General features: G+C 28.3%; 21 protein-coding genes and 1 other RNA gene. 15 read left to right on the top strand and 7 right to left on the bottom strand.

Translation table 11 applies throughout. The features are described 5' to 3' along the window. Positions 1-17: 17 nt before the first annotated feature. Both ssrA and smpB read right to left on the bottom strand, forming a co-directional pair. Positions 18-419: a transfer-messenger RNA gene (gene ssrA / locus M9408_RS01115) on the bottom strand. A 48-nt stretch (positions 420-467) separates the two neighbouring features. Beyond that, positions 468-935, bottom strand: coding sequence for an SsrA-binding protein SmpB (gene smpB, locus M9408_RS01110; RefSeq protein ID WP_250248653.1), 468 nt, complete (start codon positions 933-935; stop codon positions 468-470). A gap of 161 nt (positions 936-1,096) precedes the next feature. Between smpB and M9408_RS01105 the strand changes: the two genes are divergently transcribed. Next, the gene (locus tag M9408_RS01105) at positions 1,097-1,531 is read left to right on the top strand and encodes a type II toxin-antitoxin system RatA family toxin (RefSeq protein WP_250257359.1); all 435 of its coding nucleotides are present in this window, start codon (positions 1,097-1,099) and stop codon (positions 1,529-1,531) included. 119 nt (positions 1,532-1,650) lie between these two features. On the opposite strand, the gene bamE is transcribed toward M9408_RS01105, so the two are convergent. Next, the gene (gene bamE, locus M9408_RS01100; protein ID WP_250257358.1) at positions 1,651-1,908 is read right to left on the bottom strand and encodes an outer membrane protein assembly factor BamE domain-containing protein; all 258 of its coding nucleotides are present in this window, start codon (positions 1,906-1,908) and stop codon (positions 1,651-1,653) included. A 176-nt stretch (positions 1,909-2,084) separates the two neighbouring features. Next, positions 2,085-2,978, bottom strand: a complete 894-nt coding sequence (gene nadK, locus M9408_RS01095) for an NAD(+) kinase (protein WP_250257357.1) — start codon at positions 2,976-2,978, stop codon at positions 2,085-2,087. A 130-nt stretch (positions 2,979-3,108) separates the two neighbouring features. Here nadK and grpE point away from each other — a divergent pair, with 130 nt between their 5' ends. After that, on the top strand, positions 3,109-3,699 hold the full coding sequence (gene grpE, locus M9408_RS01090; RefSeq protein ID WP_250257356.1) for a nucleotide exchange factor GrpE: 591 nt from the start codon (positions 3,109-3,111) through the stop codon (positions 3,697-3,699). Between the two features lie 380 nt (positions 3,700-4,079). Here grpE and ung read toward each other — a convergent pair whose 3' ends face one another. Continuing rightward, complete coding sequence (ung, locus tag M9408_RS01085) at positions 4,080-4,760, bottom strand: uracil-DNA glycosylase (protein ID WP_250257355.1); 681 nt, start codon at positions 4,758-4,760, stop codon at positions 4,080-4,082. A 378-nt stretch (positions 4,761-5,138) separates the two neighbouring features. Here ung and lepA point away from each other — a divergent pair, with 378 nt between their 5' ends. The 7 genes from lepA to glyA all read left to right on the top strand — a co-directional run bounded on the left by lepA (position 5,139) and on the right by glyA (position 12,803). Next, positions 5,139-6,947: a translation elongation factor 4 gene (gene lepA / locus M9408_RS01080; protein ID WP_250257354.1), complete on the top strand. Its 1,809-nt coding sequence runs from the start codon at positions 5,139-5,141 to the stop codon at positions 6,945-6,947. A 15-nt stretch (positions 6,948-6,962) separates the two neighbouring features. Beyond that, the gene (gene lepB, locus M9408_RS01075) at positions 6,963-7,955 is read left to right on the top strand and encodes a signal peptidase I (protein WP_250257353.1); all 993 of its coding nucleotides are present in this window, start codon (positions 6,963-6,965) and stop codon (positions 7,953-7,955) included. Between the two features lie 136 nt (positions 7,956-8,091). After that, positions 8,092-8,772, top strand: a complete 681-nt coding sequence (gene rnc, locus M9408_RS01070; RefSeq protein ID WP_250257352.1) for a ribonuclease III — start codon at positions 8,092-8,094, stop codon at positions 8,770-8,772. A gap of 502 nt (positions 8,773-9,274) precedes the next feature. Further along, complete coding sequence (gene pdxJ / locus M9408_RS01065; RefSeq protein WP_250257351.1) at positions 9,275-10,009, top strand: pyridoxine 5'-phosphate synthase; 735 nt, start codon at positions 9,275-9,277, stop codon at positions 10,007-10,009. Continuing rightward, on the top strand, positions 10,009-10,389 hold the full coding sequence (gene acpS / locus M9408_RS01060; RefSeq protein ID WP_250236736.1) for a holo-ACP synthase: 381 nt from the start codon (positions 10,009-10,011) through the stop codon (positions 10,387-10,389). Before pdxJ ends, acpS begins: the two co-directional genes overlap by 1 nt. A gap of 237 nt (positions 10,390-10,626) precedes the next feature. Then, complete coding sequence (gene tadA / locus M9408_RS01055; RefSeq protein WP_250257350.1) at positions 10,627-11,112, top strand: tRNA adenosine(34) deaminase TadA; 486 nt, start codon at positions 10,627-10,629, stop codon at positions 11,110-11,112. A gap of 449 nt (positions 11,113-11,561) precedes the next feature. Then, the gene (gene glyA / locus M9408_RS01050) at positions 11,562-12,803 is read left to right on the top strand and encodes a serine hydroxymethyltransferase (RefSeq protein ID WP_250257348.1); all 1,242 of its coding nucleotides are present in this window, start codon (positions 11,562-11,564) and stop codon (positions 12,801-12,803) included. 104 nt (positions 12,804-12,907) lie between these two features. On the opposite strand, the gene M9408_RS01045 is transcribed toward glyA, so the two are convergent. Then, positions 12,908-13,714, bottom strand: coding sequence for an inositol monophosphatase family protein (locus M9408_RS01045; protein WP_250257347.1), 807 nt, complete (start codon positions 13,712-13,714; stop codon positions 12,908-12,910). 809 nt (positions 13,715-14,523) lie between these two features. Here M9408_RS01045 and M9408_RS01040 point away from each other — a divergent pair. The 6 genes from M9408_RS01040 to der all read left to right on the top strand — a co-directional run bounded on the left by M9408_RS01040 (position 14,524) and on the right by der (position 22,324). Beyond that, positions 14,524-15,693: an IscS subfamily cysteine desulfurase gene (locus M9408_RS01040; RefSeq protein WP_250257346.1), complete on the top strand. Its 1,170-nt coding sequence runs from the start codon at positions 14,524-14,526 to the stop codon at positions 15,691-15,693. Between the two features lie 496 nt (positions 15,694-16,189). After that, complete coding sequence (gene ndk / locus M9408_RS01035) at positions 16,190-16,600, top strand: nucleoside-diphosphate kinase (RefSeq protein WP_250248675.1); 411 nt, start codon at positions 16,190-16,192, stop codon at positions 16,598-16,600. A gap of 259 nt (positions 16,601-16,859) precedes the next feature. Then, positions 16,860-17,978: a 23S rRNA (adenine(2503)-C(2))-methyltransferase RlmN gene (gene rlmN / locus M9408_RS01030; RefSeq protein WP_250257345.1), complete on the top strand. Its 1,119-nt coding sequence runs from the start codon at positions 16,860-16,862 to the stop codon at positions 17,976-17,978. Between the two features lie 308 nt (positions 17,979-18,286). Then, positions 18,287-19,387 (top strand): flavodoxin-dependent (E)-4-hydroxy-3-methylbut-2-enyl-diphosphate synthase, encoded by a 1,101-nt coding sequence (gene ispG, locus M9408_RS01025; RefSeq protein WP_250257344.1) that lies wholly within the window; start codon positions 18,287-18,289, stop codon positions 19,385-19,387. A gap of 43 nt (positions 19,388-19,430) precedes the next feature. Further along, a complete protein-coding gene (gene hisS, locus M9408_RS01020; RefSeq protein WP_250257343.1) occupies positions 19,431-20,738 on the top strand; it encodes a histidine--tRNA ligase in 1,308 nt (435 codons plus the stop codon). Between the two features lie 161 nt (positions 20,739-20,899). After that, a complete protein-coding gene (gene der, locus M9408_RS01015; RefSeq protein WP_250257342.1) occupies positions 20,900-22,324 on the top strand; it encodes a ribosome biogenesis GTPase Der in 1,425 nt (474 codons plus the stop codon). A gap of 77 nt (positions 22,325-22,401) precedes the next feature. On the opposite strand, the gene mqo is transcribed toward der, so the two are convergent. After that, positions 22,402-23,976 (bottom strand): malate dehydrogenase (quinone), encoded by a 1,575-nt coding sequence (gene mqo / locus M9408_RS01010; protein ID WP_250257341.1) that lies wholly within the window; start codon positions 23,974-23,976, stop codon positions 22,402-22,404. Positions 23,977-23,987 lie beyond the last annotated feature (11 nt).

The following is a 23,987-nucleotide window of genomic DNA, read 5'->3' as shown; positions in this document are numbered from 1 at the left end:
TTATATCTTTACATCTTTGGTGGAGCTGGCGGGATTTGAACCCGCGTCCAGAATTCTAATTATTCTTAGTCACCTACATGCTTAGGTCTTAAATTGTATTTAATCGATTTAGATATATTAAGACCAATCACTAAACCCACTAGCCTTTTTATAATTACTTAACGCTAAGTCAAAAAGCAAACTTTCACGTGCACTCTTATTTCTATGACCTCTCTTACCGATTTTATTTTTAATATCTAAGAGTAAATACTAAATATGAGAGGGAACCTTCAAATTATCAATCTGATTTAAGCTGCCAAAGCAACAGATTCACTACGTGTACTATTTGCAGTTATTTTTTGAGGCTGTTTTACGAGGCCTACCCCACCTCGGCATGCACTTCAAATATAAGATATCCCGTCGAATCCTAAATCAGCCCCGCTGTAAATAAAGACCATTGTAACATAAAATAACGTATATACGAAACACTATTTATTCATATATTTTAAAATATGTACTTTTTCTTTCTTCCATTTATGTGCATCTATTACATCTCTTTTATCATACTTTTTTTTACCTTTAGCAATTCCGATATTTATTTTAATCCAAGAATACCTCCAATACAAATCTAAAACAACTATAGTATAACCTCTTCGCTTAACCGTTTCCATCAAAAATAGTAATTCATTTTTCTTTAATAATAACTTACGTATGCGAACTGCATTATAAACTTCATTATACAATTGCGTTATACTTGTCTGGAATATAGAATTATAAATATACGCTTCCCTATTATCAAAAGATACATAGCTGTTATCAATAGTTACCATATTAGAACGCGCTGATTTTACTTCCCATCCCAACAATACAATTCCGGCTTCTATTTTTTTTTCAATAAAATATTCATAATACGCACGCTTATTTTGAGTAATTTTTTTTAAAATTAATTGATTCATAACATAATTTTCATAAAAGATATTGCTTTTAATTTTATTGTTTAAAAATAAATACATTGCTAATATAATGTTTTACATATATGAAACATAATTGTTTTATCTTTGCATAAATTAGTATATATACAAAGATAAAAATTATTAAAAATAAAAACAAGATAAATATGTATCATGTTAAATATTTTACCTCAGTTCCTTATAGCGTAAAACAAATGTTTCACTTAGTAAACGATATTAATTCCTATACTCAATTTATTCCTGGATGTAATGTAAGTAAAATTTTAGATCAAAAGGATAACGAATTAATTGCCGAAATAAATCTAGTTACAAATGGAATGGTTAAATCATTAGTAACTCATAATTTTTTTATAGAAAACAAAAGCATCATAATCGTTTTAGTAAGAGGACCATTTAAATCATTTTATGGTTACTGGAAATTTATTCCTATTACTTCTAGTATCAGTAGAATTGAATATGCTTCCTATTATGAATTTAAATCAATATTTATTGAAAAATTTTTCAATCACATTTTTAAAAAAAAGTATAAAAACATAATTAAATCATTCGTTTCCAGAGCTAATAAAATGTACGGTATGTAATATATTTTATCACATAAAATACAAAAAATATTCATATTTAAATTTGTTAATTTCAATACTTATTTTTACATGAAAACCCGTAAAATTTCATTAAAAACTCGTAATCTTATCATTAAATTTTAAACTATTACTTTTTTATCAATAGTTATTAAAACATCATTAGTATCAAACTTTAATGTCAAAATTTGATGTTTTACTATTTTATTACCAATACGATGATAAAAAATATAATACCATATATTTGGCGCTAACAAACCTTGCAACGTTGGAGCTCCAATATTAGAAGATACGTCAGATTTTGTCATACCAAGACAAATTCTATTTATTTCACACTCAGACAAATAATTACCTTGCTTTACATCAAACTGTTTAGGCATATACTGTATCATTGTGCAACCTATACTACACACCATCGTTGCTATCGAAACGATGGTGTGTAGTATAGGTTGCAACACTTTCAAACACATAATCTTCTATCCAATTCATTCCATAGTTGAAAATCATTAAAACAAAAATAAATATTTCATGAAGCTATTATCTAATTATATTGCTACTACTTTTCTGTTTCAGAAATATTTTTTGACCAACCAAGCTTAATATTCAATGTTTTAAAATAGTTATAGTTATTAGGGTGAATTAAATCAAGATAATAATTACTACGTTGAATAAAAATTTCTTCTTCTTTACCTATGAAAATAGGAATTTGATTGTCGCAACCAATTTTCAATTCAGACGTCACTTTAGAGAATTTTAAACGAATAATACTTTCACTATTAATCACAACTGGACGAGATGATAAAGTATGAGGACATATTGACACTAATATAATAGCGTCTACCATTGGACTAAGAATAGGTCCTCCCGCAGATAAGGCATATGCAGTTGATCCCGTTGGAGTAGAAATAATTAGCCCATCAGATCTCTGAGAAAAAACAAAATTATTATCAATATATAGCTCAAACTCAATCATGCGTCTAATTGTATTTGTATGTAAAATAACTTCATTAATAGCACTACCTAACTTGGTAACTTTACTACAGCGTTGTACTGTTACATCTAACAAAAAGCGCTTTTCATTAACAAAATGACCAGATAAAACTTCGGACAATTCCATTAGCGCTGAATTAGGATCTAAATCAGTAAGAAATCCAAGAGTTCCGCGATTAATACCAATAACTTTAATATCATACTGAGCTAAAATATTCGCAGCTCTTAACATATTTCCATCTCCTCCTATAACTATAGCTAAATCTGCATAATTACCTATATGATTCAAATCACCTACAACCGATTTTTGCATATTTAATAAACTAGCCGCATGATGTTCAATGATTACCGTTATCCCTTTATTATACAGCCAACGATATAAAATATCATATGTGTGTATAGCTTGCGGATAACGAGAGTATCCTATAATACCAACGGTACTAAAAATAGAAGAAGTCATGTTATTATGAATCCTTTCTGTTTTGTTGTAATTTTTTTATTCATCACAAATGATATCTTGAATACCTGTTATTCATCCTTATAATAACTGAATTATAAAATATGTAATTAATAAGCAGAGGATAAAATTCATGATAGACAACAATATAAAAAACAATATTAATGAACATATATCACAAGATAAAAAAATAGAAAAAGAAGAATTATTAGAATCTAATTCTACAGCAGATAACATTATTGATCCAAAAAATGATCAAATTGTTAAATTAAAAATCAAATTAGCTCAACTTAAAGAACATGAACGCGATACCATACTACGTCTGACAGCTGAAATAGAAAATATTCGCCGACGTAATGCCCAAGAAATAGAAAAAATCCATAAATTTGGGCTAGAACGGTTCATGTTTGAATTACTACCAGTCATTGATAATTTAGAACGTACATTGAATATTTCGGATCATTCCAATGCTTCATTATCTGCCATAATAGAAGGAATTGAACTAACATTAAAATCATTTTTAGATACTGTATACAAATTAGGACTAGAATCTATACACGAAATTCATGTCCCGTTTAATCCTGAAATACATCAAGCAATATCTATGGTAGAATCCGAGGATCAAAAACCAAATCAAGTATTAACAATTATTCAAAAAGGATACATTCTTAATGGTAGATTAATTCGACCTGCTATGGTTACAGTATCAAGAGCTAAATGCTAAATATTATGTATGTAAAACATTCTATAATAAATCAGAGTTAATTACATGTCTGCTGTATACAGTTGCTAAATAACAATTATACAACAATTGACACCCTAATGGAAAAGTTATCCTATTATATAGGACATAGGTAATTTTATTAAAATTTATATAATTGTAATAACCATTGCATTAAATTAGCGATAAAATATCGATTTTAGATTATTCATGTTATATAATCTTTACGGTATATGATGAACTATTGCTTTAAAAAATTATTTGTTAGTAAAAAATAAGCAAGTATTTAAAACACAAAATAAAAATAATTAAAACTATATAATAACACCATGCAATTATAATATCTAAACACCCTTTAGAACATTTTCAATTTTTATTAAACTTCAACCACCTATTTTAGGTTGCCAATCAATAACCTGTTTATCTTCTTGCATTAAAAACATATTAGCCTTAGAAAAATGCCGACATCCTAAAAACCCATATTGAGCTGATATAGGTGAAGGATGCGATGCAGTTAAAATATGATGTTTTTTTTGACTAATCATATTCCCTTTTCTTTGAGCATATCGCCCCCATAACATAAATATAATTTTTTCTTTATAAACATTAAGTATATGTATTACTTTATTTGTAAATAATTCCCATCCAATATGAGCGTGAGAATGACTTTTTCCTGCTTCAACAGTCAAAATACTATTCAGTAACAATACCCCTTCCTTTGTCCAACTTTTCAAAAACCCATGATTTGGTATAATAAAATTGGGTATATCGGACACGAGTTCTTTATAGATATTCTTTAAAGAAGGAGGTATTAAAACGCCAGGTAACACAGAAAAAGCAAGCCCATGCGCTTGATTTGGTCCATGATAAGGATCTTGTCCTATAATAACAACTTTAACAGATTCAAAACTAGTAAATCGAAATGCATTAAAAATATCTTTTTGTTTTGGATAATAAACAATTCCTTTCTTTTTCTGTTCTTCTAAATAAGATAATATATTATTAAAATATGATAATTTTTTTTCTTCTGATAAAAAATATCGCCAACTCAACTCTTTCATCATATTATTCTAATATCCGAACATTTTTTATTTAAAGTCTCAATATTATTGAATTAATAAAAATTTTTAATATTAAATAAGTATAAATTTAATATGTAATTAAATTTACTTCTAATATTACACAACTTTAATAAACAACGCTTATATTGTAGTGTCATATATAGTTTTAACGTAATCAAATTATTGATATCTAAAGGACAACACATAATACAATTAATAATTCTATGGATACAGGTTATAAATCATTCGCTAATATATTCCTCACAAACTACCGATCTGTTCTATAATTATTTCATATCTATTCAAAACATCTTATTGTACACTAACTAATTCTAATTAGATATCAATTAAATTTGGTTTTACTCACAACTGATATTAATCATGATAAAATACATACGTAATTTTTCTATTATTGCACACATTGATCATGGAAAATCAACATTATCTGATCGATTTATTCAAACTTGTGGAGGATTAAATGTACGTGAAATGACACCTCAAGTATTAGATTCTATGGAATTAGAACGAGAACGTGGCATTACGATAAAATCACAAAACGTAACACTAAATTATACCTCTAAACATGGCCAATCTTATCAATTAAATCTTATTGATACTCCGGGACATGTTGATTTTTCTTATGAAGTGTCCCGGTCTCTAGCAGCATGCGAAGGCGCTGTATTAATAGTAGACGTTACACAAGGAGTGGAAGCACAAACTGTAGCTAATTATCAAATTGCTACAGAAATGAATTTAAAGGTCGTTATAGCATTAAATAAGATCGATTTATCGACGGCAGATCCTATCCGAGTATCTCAAGAAATCAAAAATATTATCGGTATCAATGCAGATAATGCAATACAATGTTCAGCTAAAACTGGTTATGGCATACCAGAATTATTAGAGCGTATAATTTGTGACATTCCACATCCTCAAGGAAATTCGTTTGCTCCTTTGCAAGCACTAATTATTGATTCTTGGTTTAATAAATATTTAGGCATTGTATCATTAGTATGTATTAAAAATGGAAAATTAAATAAAGGCGATATATTACAATCCATGAATACAGGGCAAAAATACACTGTTGATCAAATAGGTATTTTTACTCCAAAACAAGTAAGACGTGAAATGTTGGATTGTGGAGAAGTGGGTTGGTTAGTTTGCTCCAACAAAAATATTATACGTACTCCTGTAGGAGATACATTAACTCTGTCAACTCGTCCCGCAAACAATATATGCCATAGCTTTAAAAAAATACAACCTTACGTTTATGCAGGACTATTTCCTGTAGGCTCTAAAAATAAAAAAATTTTTCATGATGCTCTATTTAAACTTAGTTTAAACGATGCTTCTTTATTTTATGAACCAGAAAGATCAGAGTTTTTAGGTTTAGGTTTTCGTTGTGGATTCCTTGGATTATTACATATGGAAATTATACAAGAAAGATTAAAACGTGAATATTCACTTAATCTAATTGTTACAGCTCCAATGGTAATTTACGAAATATTAACTATTGACAATCAAATAATATATATAGATAGCCCATCAAAACTACTTGCCTTAACAAAAATTAAAGAAATACGCGAACCTATTGTGTTATGTAATATATTACTTCCAAAAAAATATGTTGGAGAAATTATTTCCCTATGTACTAAAAAAAGAGGCACTCAGATTTCCATGAAATATCATGACGATCAGATCATGATAACTTACGAATTACCTATGTCTGAAATAATATTAGATTTTTTTGATCAGATAAAATCTGTATCCCGTGGATATGCCTCATTTGAATATAAATTCAGTCACTTCCAAACATCAAGTATAGTGTGTATAGAAATATTAATTAACAAACAACGTATTGATGCATTATCAATAATCACTCATCAAAGAAAATCTATATCTCGTGGACATGTATTAGTGGAAAAATTACAAAAATTAATACCAAGACAACAATTTGAAATTGTCATCCAAGCAACTATTGGTAAACGAATAATCTCTCGAAATACAATCAAGCAATTACGAAAAAATGTTTTAAAAAAATGTCATGGAGGTGATGTAACTCGAAAGAAAAAATTATTGTATAATCAAAAAGAAGGAAAAAAACGCATGAAAAAAATAGGTAGTATTAATGTACCACACACTGTGTTTCTAGAAATTTTTGATGTCAATAACAACAAAAAAAATAACTAAAGGATTTTATTTAATATGATTAGCACATTTTCTTTGGTCTTGGTAATTATTACGGGAATATCAGGTATCTTCTGGGGAATAAAGCAACTATGTACAATAATATATAATCATAATCAGCAGAAAAAAATATTTTTTAAAAAATCAAATGATATTTATCAACAATCAAAAAATACTTATTCATTAGCAATTTCATATTGTTCAAAAACCTCTGAATTTATATCTTCGCTTTTTCCAATATTATTATTAGTACTTATAATACGATCATTTATTTTTGAACCATTTCGGATACCTTCTGGATCCATGATGCCAACTTTATTAATAGGAGATTTCATTTTAGTAAAAAAATTTGTATATGGTATTAAAAATCCCGTTACTCAGAAAACATTAATTAATACTGGACATCCAAAACGTGGAGATGTAATAGTATTTAAATATCCCAAAAATCCCACGCTAAACTATATTAAACGAGTAATTGGAGAGCCAGGAGACAAAGTCATTTATAATATCATCACTAAACAATTAACAATATATCCTGATCATATCAATAATATTAAGTATATACAACCATTACCCATTACTTACAATAATATTTCCCCTAGTAACTTTATTCAAATATTTAACAGCGATGCAAACGGAAAGGTCAATTCTGCTTTTATCAAAACAAAATCACAAGAAAACAATCTGAATGGTATTCGGTTAATCCAAACTACAGAATCATTCAATGGAATGGAACATAATATTTTAACAATGATACCACCTGGTGATCAAAATCTAATAAAAATATATGATCAACATACAAAACACTTAATATCTGAATGGTTAGTGCCTATAGATGAATATTTTGTAATGGGAGACAATAGAGATAACAGCGCAGATAGTCGTTACTGGGGATTTGTTCCTGAGCGTAATATAGTAGGAAAAGCAATAATAATTTGGATGAATATAAAAAAACAAGAAGGAACATGGCCAATTAGTATACAAATGAATAGAATAGGAAAGATACAATAAGATCAATGTATCTGAAATAGTATATAAATTTAAAATGTTACTTTTACTAGACACGTAAAAAAATAAATAAAAATTTTTATAGTTGATTTTTATTTATTTTTTTACGTTACATGTAATATGTAATCTGTAAAACATTATGTCAGTTGATGCGCTTCAAAAAAAAATTGGTTATATTTTCACTCAATATAATTTATTATTGCAAGCACTAACCCATAGAAGTTCTAGTAATCAACATAACGAAAGATTAGAGTTTTTAGGGGATGCCATATTAAATTATGTAATCGCTAACGTATTATATCATAAATTTCCTTATATTAGCGAAGGGGATATGAGTAGGATGCGGGCGAATTTAGTGTGCGAAAATACCTTAGCAACACTAGCACGAGAATTTAACCTAGGAGATTATTTACAATTAGGACAAGGTGAGCTAAAAAACGGTGGATATCATCGTGAATCTATTTTAGCTAATGCAATAGAAGCAATAATAGGTAGTATATTTTTAGACAGTAATATTCAAACTACTGAAGTATTAATTACTAATTGGTATCAAGTACGTTTAGATCAAATGAATCCTTGTGATAAACAAAAAGATCCAAAAACTCGCCTACAAGAATATATGCAGCATCGTCATTTACCATTACCTATATACTGGGTTAATCAAATAGTTGGAGAGGCACATAATCAAATTTTTACCATAAATTGTCACATTAACGAGTTAGCGCAACCTGTCATTGGATCTGGTTCTAGTCGACGTAGGGCTGAACAAGACGCAGCAAAAAAAACTCTAGAAATATTAGAATGTAACAAAAACAAATGAACTGCTATAATATATTTAGATGCTGACAAATTTAATCAACCAAAAATATATTTTTTTGCTCAACAAATATCTAATAGATATTAAAATTTGTTTATATAAATTATTACACACTTAATTACCACTCTTTTTATTATATCGTAATATACACGTAAACAATAATATCAAATACTACTTGATCCCTAAACCGTTAGAATTTAAATATTTGTATTATAATGAAAGTAAATCGTTAACAATAACATATATCTACACCCACTTGATTATTATTGTCTTTAATAAAACTACCTTGCTTTGTTCTTAATAAAAATAATACCTTTCTAGATTATTCGATCCTATAATATTGGTGATATTATATAAGTATTTATACTAATAAATTTTAAACCCCGTTTAGCAACCAATCATTCAATATAAAAATTTACAAACTTGAAAAATAATAATTATTATATATTATATTCGTACTCAAATAGACTAATTTACAAAGACTAAACTTAAGAGTGTATACATAATGTCTAATTTATTATTAGGAGTAAATATTGATCACATCGCAGCACTACGCAATGCGAGAAATACTGCATATCCCGATCCTATACATGCTGCATTTATTGCAGAACAATCGGGAGCAGATAGTATTACTGTACATCTAAGAGAAGATCGTCGTCATATTACAGATCGCGATGTCAAAATATTACGTAAAACTATACAAACAGCTATGAACTTAGAAATAGCAGCAACAAATGAAATGACTAATATCGCATGTATGTTAAAACCACATTATTGTTGCTTAGTGCCTGAAAGGCGTCAAGAACTGACAACTGAAGGCGGTTTAGATATAATTAACAAATCAAATAAATTACAAAACATAATATGCAAGCTTATTGACTCTGGGATTAGAGTTTCACTATTTATCGATCCTGATGAACAACAAATTAATGCGGCATATAATACAGGGGTGTCCTACATAGAAATACATACCGGTATGTATTCTAATGCTATAGATCAAAAAACTCAAAATTTAGAATATAAACGTATCAAAAAAAGCATACAATACGCTATAGATAACGGTTTAAAAGTCAATGCTGGACATGGCCTCGATTATCACAATGTTCTGCCTATTGCAATGTTACAAGGGATACAAGAATTAAATATAGGACATTCCATAATTAGCCGATCAATGTTCTGTGGATTATCTAAAGCCATTAAAGATATGAAAGCATTATTACAAAAATCAAGACGAGGTTAATAGTGATTCACGGCATTGGTGTAGATATCGTCGATATTATCAAAATTAAAAAAATAATAACGCATAGCGGAGATAAATTAGCTAAACGCATACTTAGTAAATCAGAATGGAAAATATATCAAAACAAAAAACATCCTGTTCGTTTCTTAGCAAAACGTTTTGCTGCAAAAGAAGCAGTAGCTAAGGCATTTGGAACCGGAATAAACCAAGGGGTAACATTTAGTCAAATTGAAATATTCAACGATAAATTAGGAAAACCAATGTTACATCTATTTTCATATACAGCACTATTAGCCAATAAATTATCATTAAAAAAAATGCATATTACCTTGTCTGATACTAATTTATATGCATGCGCGCTCGTAGTATTTGAACGATAAACTAAATAATAATAAAACTATATACATATAGTTATTGCCATTGTATTATTTATACTAATAAAACCTAATAATTTTAGCTAAAAAATTTTAATTAAATATAAATAAAATAGAAATTAACAGTTTTTATAATTAAAAATTATTTTTATTTTATTTTAATAAAATATTTACATTTCATGTATAACAAATTACTCCACAATTGCACAATTATAATATTCTTTTTGTGCATAAAGAAAGTCTATGTATGAAATAGAAGATTTGGATACTATATGGATGCGTCATGCTATTACATTAGCTGCCTATGCTGAAATTATCGGAGAAATATCGGTAGGAGCAGTTTTAATCCAAGACGGTCAACTTATAAGTTGTGGATGGAATTCTTCTATTATATGTCATGATCCTAGCGCTCATGCAGAAATTATAGCATTACGCATAGGAGGAAAAATTTTAGGTAATTATCGCTTATTAGGAACGACTCTTTATGTTACTTTAGAACCATGCATGATGTGTATTGGAGCGATAATTCACGCTCGTATTCATCGATTAGTTTGTGGCGCAAAAAACAAAAAATCTAGACAGACGCCCTGGTTAAAAAATATACTCCATCATCCAATGGTTAATCATCATATATCTTTAACCACCGGGATATTAGAAAAGGAATGTGCTTCACAATTAAATAAATTTTTTAAACGCCGACGCCACACTTCAATTCCATCACTAAAATAGCGCAAAGAATTAAAAATCCAATCAATCTATACAGATAAATATAATTTTTTATTATCGCTTAATCATACATATTTTTATAATAGTAAATTACTTTAATATAATGATACAATCATTAACATGATCATATTTCTAACAATTCATATAAACATATTACGCTTATACAATTTAAAAAATAAAAATAGTTTTTTCACATCATAAACAAAGAAAATATTTAATAATGTAAATATATAAAACAATTAATACAGATATTAACGGAAATATCTATTTATCAAATATAAAATCATTAATTTCATATTTTAATAATACTTTTATAAAAATAAATTTAAGAATAATTCAATTTTGAAAAATAATTAATACATTTGCAATTATTTATTTAATTAAAAAATTATTTAAAATACCACTTTATAGTATATTGTTATTATTTTAACACAAAAACATAGGCGATTATTATGTCAATATATACAAATTATGATACTGAATTATGGGAAATAATGAAGCAAGAAATCTCTCGACAAGAAGAACATATTGAATTAATTGCATCTGAAAATTATGTTAGCCCTCAAGTCATGAAAATACAAGGTTCTCAGCTTACCAATAAATATGCTGAAGGATATCCAGGTAAACGTTACTATGGCGGATGCGAATACGTTGATATGATTGAAAAATTGGGTATTGATCGCGCAAAAAAACTATTTTCTGCAGATTATGCAAATATACAACCACACTCTGGATCCCAAGCTAATTTTTCTGTTTACAACGCCTTATTACAACCTGGGGATACTATTTTAGGTATGCACCTAAACCATGGAGGACATTTAACGCATGGTTCACCAGTAAACTTTTCAGGAAAACTATATAACGCTATATTTTATGGTGTTGATGAAACCGGGTGTATTAATTATGAAGAATTATATAATTTAGCTACAATACATAAGCCAAAAATGATCGTAGGAGGATTTTCTGCATATTCTGGTATTATAAATTGGTCTAAAATGCGTCAAATTGCCGATGTTATTCAAGCATATCTATTTATTGATATAGCTCATGTTGCAGGATTAGTTGCGGCAGGCATATACCCAAATCCACTACCACATGCACATGTAGTAACCGCTACTACTCATAAAACATTAGCAGGGCCAAGAGGTGGTTTAATTTTGGCTAGTGGGGGTGATCCAGAACTGTATAAAAAACTAGATGCTTCGGTCTTCCCTGGTTCACAAGGAGGTCCATTAATGCATGTTATTGCAGCTAAAGCAATTGCCTTAAAAGAAGCAATGGATCCATCTTTTAAGTTATATCAACAAAAAGTCGTTCACCATGCTAAAATAATGGTTAAAGAATTTTTGCTACACAAATTTAAAGTAATTTCTGGTGTAACTCATAATCATCTTTTTTTGTTAGATTTAAGAAACAAAAATATTACCGGACAAGATGCTAGCATAGCCTTAGAACATGCAAACATTATTGTTAACAAAAACAGCATACCTAATGACGGTAGAAATCCTTTCATTGCATCTGGCATACGTATTGGTACACCGGCAATAACCAGGCGTGGTTTAAACGAACACGATGTCAAAAAATTGACTCACTGGATCTGTGATATACTAAACCATATCGATAACAATGAAATTATTTTGTCCACAAAAAATAAAGTCTCACTCATTTGCTCTCAGTATCCTATATATACTTAATATTCTAGAAATAGAATAAATAAAATTCCCACAAATGATATTCTTTTATACGATATAAAAATCATTTTTAACACAAATAGATATTTTTTTATGAATGCTTTGGTTCAATCATCTGGAATAGATGATTGAACCAAAGGTAAAATGGTCCGAATTATCTTTGCATTACCCGCAATTACATTTCCAAATAATAAGTAGTGATCAGTCCCAGTAAAATCAACAATTAAACCCCCCGATTCACGAATAATTAAAGTACCACTAGCCAATTTGTTGTTATTAATATTTTTTAAAAAAATAACAATACATCCATCTACACGTCCAACTGCAACATAAGCTAAATCTAATATAGTCGCCCCAGTATATCGAAAATATATATATTTATTATTGAGTTTATTTAAAAAATTAATAACCACATGTCGTTTTTCATAAACACAAGATATAGCTATAATACCTCCGTTTAAATTCTTAGCAGTACCTACACGAATCCGATAACCATTAAGCTGAGCTCCTTTTCCACGACAAGCGCTAAACAACTCATTGTGAATAGGATCATATATCACCCCTATCTCGATATGCTCTTTAAAAAAGACAGAAATAGATAAAGCAAAAAAAGGAAACTGCTTAATAAAATTAATATCACTATCTATAGATCCAATTATCCAACGAATATTTTCTTTACAACATATATTATCGTTAATATTATGATCTTGCCATGTAGTTACAATAGTATGTAATGGATAAAATTTTCGAATAATTGTCGCTATAATATTAGATGATTTTTCATTTATTTTATAAATCAAATCGTTGATATGATTTGAACATATACTATTTTTATCGAAAAATTCATATTGCTTAACAACAAAATCTCCCGCTTTTCTTATCGCTTGAATAGCGATATTCATCATCGGATGCATAAATCATTCATCCAGTAATTCATCGTAAAAAATTAAAATAAAATATAATGCACATTATACTACATTATGTATCTATTGAACTACGTTTTTTAAACAACATAAATATTATTGTAATACTCATTACATAATGCATTTTAAATATATAATCACTAAAAATCTTTAAAATTTATAAGTAAGAATATTTATTTCAATTTTAAATATATAGTTTATATATAGCCTTAATTATTATAAGGCTTATTTTTATGAAAATCACAAAGTGATATAAAAATAAACAATAACAAAATAATACATATAATATATATATTGATACATAACCATTTATACTTTTATCATTAAAAAATGACTTGTCATTTTCACCAACAGTGTTAGTTTTTAAAAAATTAATTTTTACTATTATTTTAAACAATAAATACCTGAAACATTTATTTTTATATAAATTTTTTCTAAATATTTAAGCATAAGATTTTGTTATATTTTATTTAAAATAGCATCTCTGAAATCGATTAATTTAAATAATTAATAGTATTAACACAACATAATATACATCTATTACAAATTAAATAATTAAATACTTATTCATATAGATTTAAACTAGTCATGTACAAAATAAAAATAAAAACAAGTTTTATTCCTTTATGTAGTAATAAATAATGATTTCATATAGAATAACGCTCTAACACAAAATATACATCCAACTAAAAATGAATATATATTTGCAATATCTAACTAATCCGGCATATACGTAGCAATAATTGCCATAATTTTATTTTCTGCATCAAAACAAATTTTTACTTTTGGAGCATTATTAGATGAAGTTACCAATATATTTTGATTATGCCGCTACTACTCCAGTAGACCCAAGAGTAGTAGAAAAAATGACACAATATCTTACCCTAGACGGTATATTTGGTAACCCATCTTCGCGTTCTCATTATTATGGATGGAAAGCTGAAGAAGCCGTAGATATAGCTCGTAAACAAATTGCTCGATTAATAGGAGCTGAATCAAATGAAATAATTTTTACTTCAGGAGCTACCGAATCAGTAAATTTAGCTATTAAAGGCATAGCTCAAGCTTATCATAAAAAAGGAAACCACATCATTACAAGTATGACAGAACACAAATCAGTCTTAGATACCTGTCAATATCTTGAAAATAAAGGATTTAAAATTACCCGCGTGATTCCACAACCTAACGGATTGATTAATTTTAATCAAATTAGTAATGCTCTACGTGATGAGACAATCTTATTATCTATTATGCATGTAAATAATGAGATTGGTATCATTCAAGATATTACAAAAATTGGTAAATTATGTCGTCTGAACGACATAATTTTTCATGTAGATGCAACACAAAGCGTTGGTAAATTACACATTGATCTATCTGTATTACCGGTAGATTTAATGTCTTTCAATGGACATAAACTATACGGGCCAAAAGGTATCGGTGGCTTATATGTGCGACGAGATAGAAATCCAAAAATTAATATTATCACTCAAATGCATGGCGGAGGACATGAGTTTGGTATACGTTCTGGAACATTACCAGTACATCAAATTATCGGAATGGCCGAAGCATATCGTTTAGCTAAAGAAACTATGACAACAGAAATGATTTATTTAAAAAAAATGAGAAACCGTTTATGGAAAGGGTTACAACAAATTGAAGGGGTGTTAATTAATGGTGATTTAAATCACAGTATAGGTACGTTATTAAACATTAGTTTTAGTCATATCGATGGCGAAACACTAATGATAGCATTAAAAGATTTTGCATTATCCTCTGGTTCTGCTTGCGCCTCTGGTACTTTAAATCCATCACACGTGTTACAAGCTTTAGGAAGAAATAATGAACTAGCATATAATTCAATTAGATTTTCTTTAGGACGATTTACAACTGAAGAAGAAATAGAATATGCTATTCATCATATTGTCGCTACTGTTGTAAAATTAAATGCAATGATAAACGTGTTATAATCTTGTAATATTATAAGATTATAACACGTTTATCATTAAAAACACAATTATTGAAATAAGCAACATATATAAAATTAGAAATTTTATTAATGCTATCTATATATAAATAACAAATAATTTTCAAATTACATCTTCTGTACCTTAAGATTTCTATTTTTATATATTTTATTATTAAATATTTCAAACAACTAATGATTAATTTAAGTATTACTATTTGCATTATTATTTAATATAAATTATAAATGTCTCATGAAAATTAGTTATAAATAATAATCATTACTAATATAAGGATCTTAGTTATATAATTAGATCAATAAAAAATTTTATAAAAACATTATGCATTCTATAATATAGAAACTAAGATGCATTTACTTTAAAATTTAATCTTTCATGCTATTATTAACTATATAGATTTTCTACCAATATACGTTTATACTGAATTTTTTGTATACTCATGCTTGTATAACATTAAAATAAAAAACTGACAGGAGGTTTTATGCTTTTTAAAGAACATACACTATCAATTATAAAACCTGATGCAGTTGCTAAAAACATAATTGGATCTATAATTAATAGGTTTGAGACATCTGGTCTTTCTGTTATAGAAGCTAAGATGCTAAAACTAACATATATACAAGCTTCTGAGTTTTATTCCGAACATCAAAAAAAATCTTTTTTTGAAAGTTTAATAAACTTTATAATTTCTGGGCCAATATTTATACAAATACTAGCAGGTAATAATTCAATACAACGGAACAGAGAAATCATGGGAGCTACTAATCCAAAACATGCATTAGCAGGAACTATTAGATCTGATTATGGTTATGATTGTACCAAAAATGCTATTCATGGATCAGATTCTAAAATATCAGCTATACGTGAGATTCATTATTTCTTTAATACATGAAAATACAGACTTATAGATACTGTATTGCTTACAATAAAAAATTAGATAATTATAGAATTATTTACAGAACAATTTTAAACACTGAAAATCTACTGTTAGTCATGATATTAACATAAAAATAAAAATAAACTCTTTAAAAATATATAAAACCAATAAATTATAATTTAATTAATCTTATGTCGATCCCATCCTAATTAAATATTAAATTAATAATCAATATAAATTTTTTATAAAAAATTAATTATTAGAGATACATTTTATGTGTATAAAAAAAGTTAATTTACTAAATATGAACAAAAAGGAATTAATAATTTTTTTATCTAAATTAGGTGAACAATCTTTCCGTTCTCATCAAATAATGAAATGGATATACCATGACTATTGTGATGATTTCAATCAAATGACAAATTTAAGTAAATCTTTAAAAATAAAATTAAATAAAATAGCAGAAATTCGAGCGCCAATAATTGCAAAAACACAACTATCTTCAGATGGGACGATTAAATGGGCTATGAAAGTTGATCAACAACAAATAGAAACAGTTTACATTCCTGAAAATATGAGAACCACACTATGTATTTCATCTCAAATTGGGTGTCCTTTAGGATGTAGTTTTTGTGGCACAGCAAAACAAGGATTTAACAGAAATCTAGATGTATCTGAAATTATTGGTCAAATTTGGAGAATTTCAAAACTTATTGCTCTAAATAAACACATTAAAACAATAAATAAATCCCCTATCACTAACATAGTGTTTATGGGAATGGGAGAACCATTATTAAATATTATTAATGTTGTGTCAGCAATAAAAATTATGTTGGATAATTTTGGTTTTGGATTTTCAAAACGACATATCACTATCTCAACTGCTGGAGTTGTCCCGGGTATAACAAAACTAAAAACCATGATCGATATACCACTCGCTATATCTCTGCATGCTCCAAATGATCTCATCAGAAATAAGATTATGCCGATTAACAAAAAATATAATATTAGTAGTGTACTAGAAGCAACGCGTAAATATTTAAAAAAAACTAAAGCTAACCGCAGTCGAGTAACAATAGAATATATATTATTAAATCATGTTAATGATGAAATTTTACACGCCCACCAACTAGCTAAAAAACTTAAAGGTATACCATGTAAAATTAATTTAATTCCATGGAATCCAATTCCTAACTCGCAATACACATGCAGCTCACATATTCGTATTCGCGCTTTTCTTAAAGTCTTATTAAAACATAATATAGTAACTATTGTAAGAAAAATAAGAGGCGCGGATATTAACGCTGCTTGTGGGCAATTAACAGGAGAAGTAATTAACCGACTAAATTATAATGTAATTCAGCATAAAACCAACAATACCATTCTTGTTTAAATGTATTTAAACAAGAATGGTATTGTTGGTTTTAAATCCCTATAGCCTAGATGACATTTATTCTCACTATAAATGAAATTTATTATCATAAAAAAATTTAATAGTAACAATGATTTATTTTTTTATATCAACACAGTTAGTAATATAATTTCTGCTTATATTCAGGTCTTTTAATTAAGGAAAATCAATATACTTAAAAAATAAAACTATTTAATATATAAGTAATAATCAATAAATACATCAATGAATAATAATTATATGTATAAATATTACTAATTAGTTTTATAATATAAAACATTGGAGAAATTATGAATAATATCGCGAGCATTATTCGCCGAAAATCTACACGTATTTATATTGGTAATATTCCTATTGGAAATGGAGCGCCTATTGCAGTGCAATCCATGGTCAACACTCGTACTATAAACATAGCAGAAACAGTTAAACAAATCAATGCTCTAAAAAAAGCAGGAGTGGATATTGTTCGGGTATCAATACCTACCATAGACGCAGCTGAAGCCTTTAAAACGATTAAACAGCAAATAGTTGACGTTCCATTAATAGCAGACATTCATTTTGATTATCGCATTGCATTAAAAGCAGCTGAATATGGCGCAGATTGTTTACGTATTAATCCCGGTAATATCGGAAATAACAAACGTATTCGATCTGTAGTACATTGTGCCCAAGATAAGAATATACCTATTCGTATTGGTATAAACTCTGGTTCTCTTGAACGCGATTTACAAAAAAAATATGACGGAAATCCAACAGAGCATGTTCTATTAGAGTCAGCAATGAGACACGTAGATATTTTAGACAAATTAAACTTCCACCAATTTAAAGTCAGTGTCAAATCTTCTGACGTACTAATAACAGTAGAAGCATACCGTATCTTAGCATCTAAAATAGATCAACCATTACATGTAGGTCTTACTGAATCGGGAGCTTTACGTAATGGCACAGTAAAATCTGCAATAGCATTAGGTTTCTTATTGCACGAAGGAATCGGAGATACAATACGTATATCATTAGCCGCAGATCCTATAGAAGAAGTTAAAGTAGCATTTGACATTTTGAGAGTTTTAAAAATTCGTGCTCATGGCATTAATTTTATAGCTTGTCCAGGATGCGCCCGACAAGAATTTAATGTGATCAATGTAGTTGATGCTTTAGAACAAAAAGTAAGCGATATTACAACACCTATGGATGTATCTATTATTGGATGTGTAGTCAATGGGCCAGGAGAAGCATTGAAGTCAACAATTGGTGTCGCCGGAGCACGTAATAAAAGTGGTATATATGAAGATGGTATACGACAACAAAAAAAGTGTGATAATATATCAATCGTCGAAGAATTAGAACGACGTATTAGAACTAAATCTGAATCAATAAATAAAAAAATCTAGCTATTAAATCAAACAGAATAAATAAATAATCAAAGATTAATGTATGATTAAACATAATACAAAAATCCAATCTATTCGTGGCATGCATGATTATTTACCACAAGACATAACTATATGGAAACACGTAGAAAATACATTTACAAGTATATTAAATAGTTATGGATATAAAGAAATCAGATTTCCTATTGTTGAAGACACAAATTTATTCAAACGTTCAATTGGAAACATGACAGATGTAATAGAAAAAGAAATGTATAGTTTTAATGATCGTAATGGTAATAGTTTAACCTTACGCCCGGAAGGAACATCTGGATGCGTTCGAGCAGGTATCGAACACGGACTTTTTTATAAACAAGAACAACGTCTATGGTATCTCGGTCCAATGTTTCGATACGAACGTCCTCAAAAAGGACGTCATAGACAATTTCATCAGTTTAGTGCCGAAGCTTTTGGACAAATAGGACCCGATATAGATGTCGAATTAATTTTAATTACTGCTCGTTGCTGGAAACAATTAGGAATTAACCATCATTTATCCTTAGAATTAAATTCAATCGGTTCATTATCATCTAGGTCAAATTATCGAAAAAAATTAATAACCTTTTTAGAAAAACACTCAAACAATCTAGATCATAATGCTCTGCGTCGTTTATACTCTAATCCCATGCGGATATTAGATACAAAAAATAGCAAAACTAAAGAATTATTACTTCATGCTCCCGTATTAAGTGATTATTTAGATAATGATTCACGTGCTCATTTTTCTGAATTGTGCCAATTATTAGACCTATTAAAAATACCATATACAATTAATCCATATTTGGTACGTGGTTTAGATTATTATAACAAAACAGTTTTTGAATGGGTTACCGATAGATTAGGGGTAAAAAAAACTATCTGTGCTGGCGGCCGTTACGATGAATTAGTACAGGAATTAGGAGGAAATGCAATCCCTGCTGTAGGATTCTCCATAGGATTAGAACGTGTAATTTTGTTAATGCAAGAAACTAATAATGCTTTTTTAGATAAAAATAATATATATATTAATATCGATGTATATTTAGTCAGCTTAGGAGATAATGCTAAAAAATATTCAATATTACTATCTGAACATATTCGTTCAATATTGCCATCTATACGATTAATGGTACACCATGGAAAAAATAATATAAGAAAACAACTTCATACCGCTAACAAATATAAAACACGAACCGTATTAATCATAAATGAAAAAAATTATCTTACAAAAACAGTTATGCTAAAAAATTTACAATTAGGCACTCAAGAAATATTACAACATGATGAAGTCGTTGAGAGATTAAAAAATATATTATGTATAAATCAAACTTAAGTTTGTTAACACAATATCATAATATGTTTAAATTATTAAAAACATTCTATAATCAGACCGTAATATTATATATAATTACTCAGAGAATTAATAAAATTTTTATTATGTCGTCTAATACTAATATTATTATTTATAAATACATGTATTTTGTGGATTAAAAAATGTTCCCTATTATTACATTAATTGGACAAAAAAATGTAGGAAAATCTACTTTATTCAACAAATTAACACATACACACGATGCTTTAATTTCTAATTATCCAGGATTAACTCGAGACCGACAATATGGTTACTTTCAATGCAAACAATTTAAATCTATTTTAATTGATACTGGAAGCATCGATAAGCCGTATCATAGCATAAACACAGAAGATATTCAAAATTATATAACTCATCAAACAATTTCAGCAATAAAAGAAGCCGATATCATATTATTCCTTATGGATAGACAATCTATAGCAACATCTGTAAATTATGATATTGCCAATTTTTTAAAAAAATTAAAAAAACCCATATTCATGGTTATTAATAAAGTTGATGATATTGAATATCATATACATAATATTATGTGGGATTATTATTCTTTTGGTATAAAAAATGTTATCTTTATTTCCGCAATTCATGGAAACGGAATTAATAATTTATTAGAAAATATATCTCTGCTAATTTCAAAGAATATATCTAGCTATGAAAATAATATATCTAGAACTAATTTAAACGAAACTATTCATAAAAACTACATAACTTCATCATCATATAATAAAAAAAATAATCCTACTAACATCACATTAGCTGTTGTAGGACGACCTAACTCCGGAAAATCCACTTTTATTAATTATATTTTAAGAAAAGACCGCATGATAACCTGTAATACACCAGGAACTACTCGAAATTGCATTCATATACCCATTATATACAATAAACAAAAATATACATTAATTGATACAGCAGGAGTACGAAAAAGAAAAAAAATAGACAATATAGCAGAAAAAATTTCTATTTCTAAAACACTCCAAATTATCAAGACCGCACACATCTTGTTATTTATGGGTGACGTAGATCTAGGGATATCTGATCAAGATTTATACTTATTACGATTTATTGTAAATAATGGTAACGCGTTAATAATCATTTTTAATAAATGGGACAAAATTTCCCTAGATCTACGTTATAAAACCAAAGAAGCTCTATACAAAAAAATAAATTTTATTAATTTTAGAAAAATACACTTTATTTCAGCACTGCACGGGGAGGGTATCAAAACATTATTTCAATCAATCAAAGAAACGCATCTACATTCATGTTTTACAAAAACTATTAGCACAACGCGTTTGATTAATATTCTACATAAAGCCATCTCTAAATTTCCTCCTCCACTTCTATATGGTAAAAAAATAAAACCCAAATACATTCACGTTGGCAAACATAATCCATTAACTTTAATAATTCATGGAAATCATGTTACTAAATTACCTAACAGTTACAAACGATATTTAAAAAAATATTTCTACCGTATGTTAAATATTACAGGCGTTTTATTAAACATACAATTTAAAGATGCCATTAATCCATTCATCAACAAATAAAAAATAATATTTTAAATACATAAACATACATATAATCTGTCTATCTACCGATATTCTTCTAAAAGCATTCTAACTAATTAATACCCATTCTTCCCCATATTTTTACTATCTGTTGCTTCCATATAATTTAATTCCAGAACATTACAAGTATACCGTCTAATTTTATTCAACAAAGCAATATTCCCATCTAACTTTCTGGTATATGATGGTATCATGTCTATAATTATATTTTTCCAAGAATCACTATTAATTTTACTATTAAACATCGTTCTTAAAAGTTCTAATATTATTGAAACTACAGTAGATGCTCCCGGAGATGCGCCAAGAAGTGCCGACAAAGTTCCATCATTAGAACTAATCACCTCTGTTCCAAATTGTAATATACCTCTTTCTTCATTATTCCTTTTAATAATTTGCACACGCTGTCCTGCTTTAACTAAAGTCCAATCCGATGAGTTAACTTCAGGATAATATTCTCTAAGCGCATCAATACGTTGCATATCCGACATAATTAATTGACTAATTAAATACCTCAACAAATCAAAATTATCTATCCCAGCTTGAAATATTGGAATTAAATTATGTTTATTTAAAGAATGAAATAAATCTAACCATGATCCATATTTTAAAAATTTACTACTAAAAGTAGCAAACGGACCAAATAATAAAATCTTATTGCCATCCAATATTCTAGTATCTATATGAGGTACCGACATTGGGGGAGCATTAACAGGTGCTTTTCCATATACTTTCGCCAAATGTTGTGCAACTATCTTCTTATTTCTCGTAACTAAAAACTGACCGCCTACCGGAAATCCAGCATACCCCCTAACTTCCGGAACGCCAGAACTTTGCAAAAGACTAATTGATTTCCCTCCAGCCCCTATAAATACATAATTTGAACGAACACACTTTTTTTGACTATGGCATCGATCAATAATATGAATATCCCAAGTTTTATCAAAACTATGTTTTATACGATATACATCATGTTGTAAATATAATTTAAAATTTAAACTTTTTTTCAACTCACTCAATAACTGTTGAGTAAGTGCTCCAAAATTAATATCCGTACCCATCTCCATACGAGTAACCGCTATTTTTTGAGATACATTACGTCCATTAATAATAAGAGGAACCCACTTATGAATTTGCTGAAAATCTTCAGAATACATCATACCACTAAACAAAATACTACTTTGCAATGCTTGAAAACGTTTCTTTAAAAAGGAAACATTCTCTTCTCCCCAAACAAAACTCATATGTGGCACATTGTTAATAAAAGAACTCGGATTATTAAGAGCTTTTGTTTGCACTAAATACGCCCAAAACTGACGCGACATTTCAAAAGCTTCATTAACAGCAACAGCTTTTGAAATGTCAACAGAACAATCTTTATAATTATATTGAGTATAATTAAGTTCGCAAAATGCCGCATGTCCAGTCCCAGCATTGTTCCATACATTAGAACTTTCTCGTGCCGGCTCATCAAGACGTTCATATATATGAATTTTCCAAGTTGGCTCAAGAATTGTCAAAAACATAGCAAAAGTAGTGCTCATAATACCAGCACCAACCAACAATACATCCACAGAAGATTCAATTTTAACCAAGTGATGTTGTTTATTATTCACAACTACAATATTACTCATTTTGTATCACT

This window comes from Candidatus Blochmannia vicinus (genome assembly GCF_023586525.1).
Taxonomy (GTDB): Bacteria; Pseudomonadota; Gammaproteobacteria; order Enterobacterales; family Enterobacteriaceae; genus Blochmanniella; species Blochmanniella vicinus.
The sequence above is the reverse complement of the archived record's forward strand: the minus strand, read 5'-3'. Positions and strand labels throughout refer to the sequence as shown.

Excerpts from the sequence above, each read along its gene's own strand:
- hisS (WP_250257343.1), top strand. The coding sequence starts at position 19,431 with ATGATTAAACATAATACAAAAATCCAATCTATTCGTGGCATGCATGAT.
- M9408_RS01040 (WP_250257346.1), top strand. The coding sequence starts at position 14,524 with ATGAAGTTACCAATATATTTTGATTATGCCGCTACTACTCCAGTAGAC.
- mqo (WP_250257341.1), bottom strand. The coding sequence starts at position 23,976 with ATGAGTAATATTGTAGTTGTGAATAATAAACAACATCACTTGGTTAAA.
- M9408_RS01045 (WP_250257347.1), bottom strand. The coding sequence starts at position 13,714 with ATGCATCCGATGATGAATATCGCTATTCAAGCGATAAGAAAAGCGGGA.
- ispG (WP_250257344.1), top strand. The coding sequence starts at position 18,287 with ATGAATAATATCGCGAGCATTATTCGCCGAAAATCTACACGTATTTAT.
- pdxJ (WP_250257351.1), top strand. The coding sequence starts at position 9,275 with ATGTCTAATTTATTATTAGGAGTAAATATTGATCACATCGCAGCACTA.
- grpE (WP_250257356.1), top strand. The coding sequence starts at position 3,109 with ATGATAGACAACAATATAAAAAACAATATTAATGAACATATATCACAA.
- nadK (WP_250257357.1), bottom strand. The coding sequence starts at position 2,978 with ATGACTTCTTCTATTTTTAGTACCGTTGGTATTATAGGATACTCTCGT.
- smpB (WP_250248653.1), bottom strand. The coding sequence starts at position 935 with ATGAATCAATTAATTTTAAAAAAAATTACTCAAAATAAGCGTGCGTAT.
- lepA (WP_250257354.1), top strand. The coding sequence starts at position 5,139 with ATGATAAAATACATACGTAATTTTTCTATTATTGCACACATTGATCAT.
- glyA (WP_250257348.1), top strand. The coding sequence starts at position 11,562 with ATGTCAATATATACAAATTATGATACTGAATTATGGGAAATAATGAAG.
- rlmN (WP_250257345.1), top strand. The coding sequence starts at position 16,860 with ATGTGTATAAAAAAAGTTAATTTACTAAATATGAACAAAAAGGAATTA.
- bamE (WP_250257358.1), bottom strand. The coding sequence starts at position 1,908 with ATGCCTAAACAGTTTGATGTAAAGCAAGGTAATTATTTGTCTGAGTGT.
- rnc (WP_250257352.1), top strand. The coding sequence starts at position 8,092 with ATGTCAGTTGATGCGCTTCAAAAAAAAATTGGTTATATTTTCACTCAA.
- ndk (WP_250248675.1), top strand. The coding sequence starts at position 16,190 with ATGCTTTTTAAAGAACATACACTATCAATTATAAAACCTGATGCAGTT.
- M9408_RS01105 (WP_250257359.1), top strand. The coding sequence starts at position 1,097 with ATGTATCATGTTAAATATTTTACCTCAGTTCCTTATAGCGTAAAACAA.
- tadA (WP_250257350.1), top strand. The coding sequence starts at position 10,627 with ATGTATGAAATAGAAGATTTGGATACTATATGGATGCGTCATGCTATT.
- ung (WP_250257355.1), bottom strand. The coding sequence starts at position 4,760 with ATGATGAAAGAGTTGAGTTGGCGATATTTTTTATCAGAAGAAAAAAAA.
- der (WP_250257342.1), top strand. The coding sequence starts at position 20,900 with ATGTTCCCTATTATTACATTAATTGGACAAAAAAATGTAGGAAAATCT.
- lepB (WP_250257353.1), top strand. The coding sequence starts at position 6,963 with ATGATTAGCACATTTTCTTTGGTCTTGGTAATTATTACGGGAATATCA.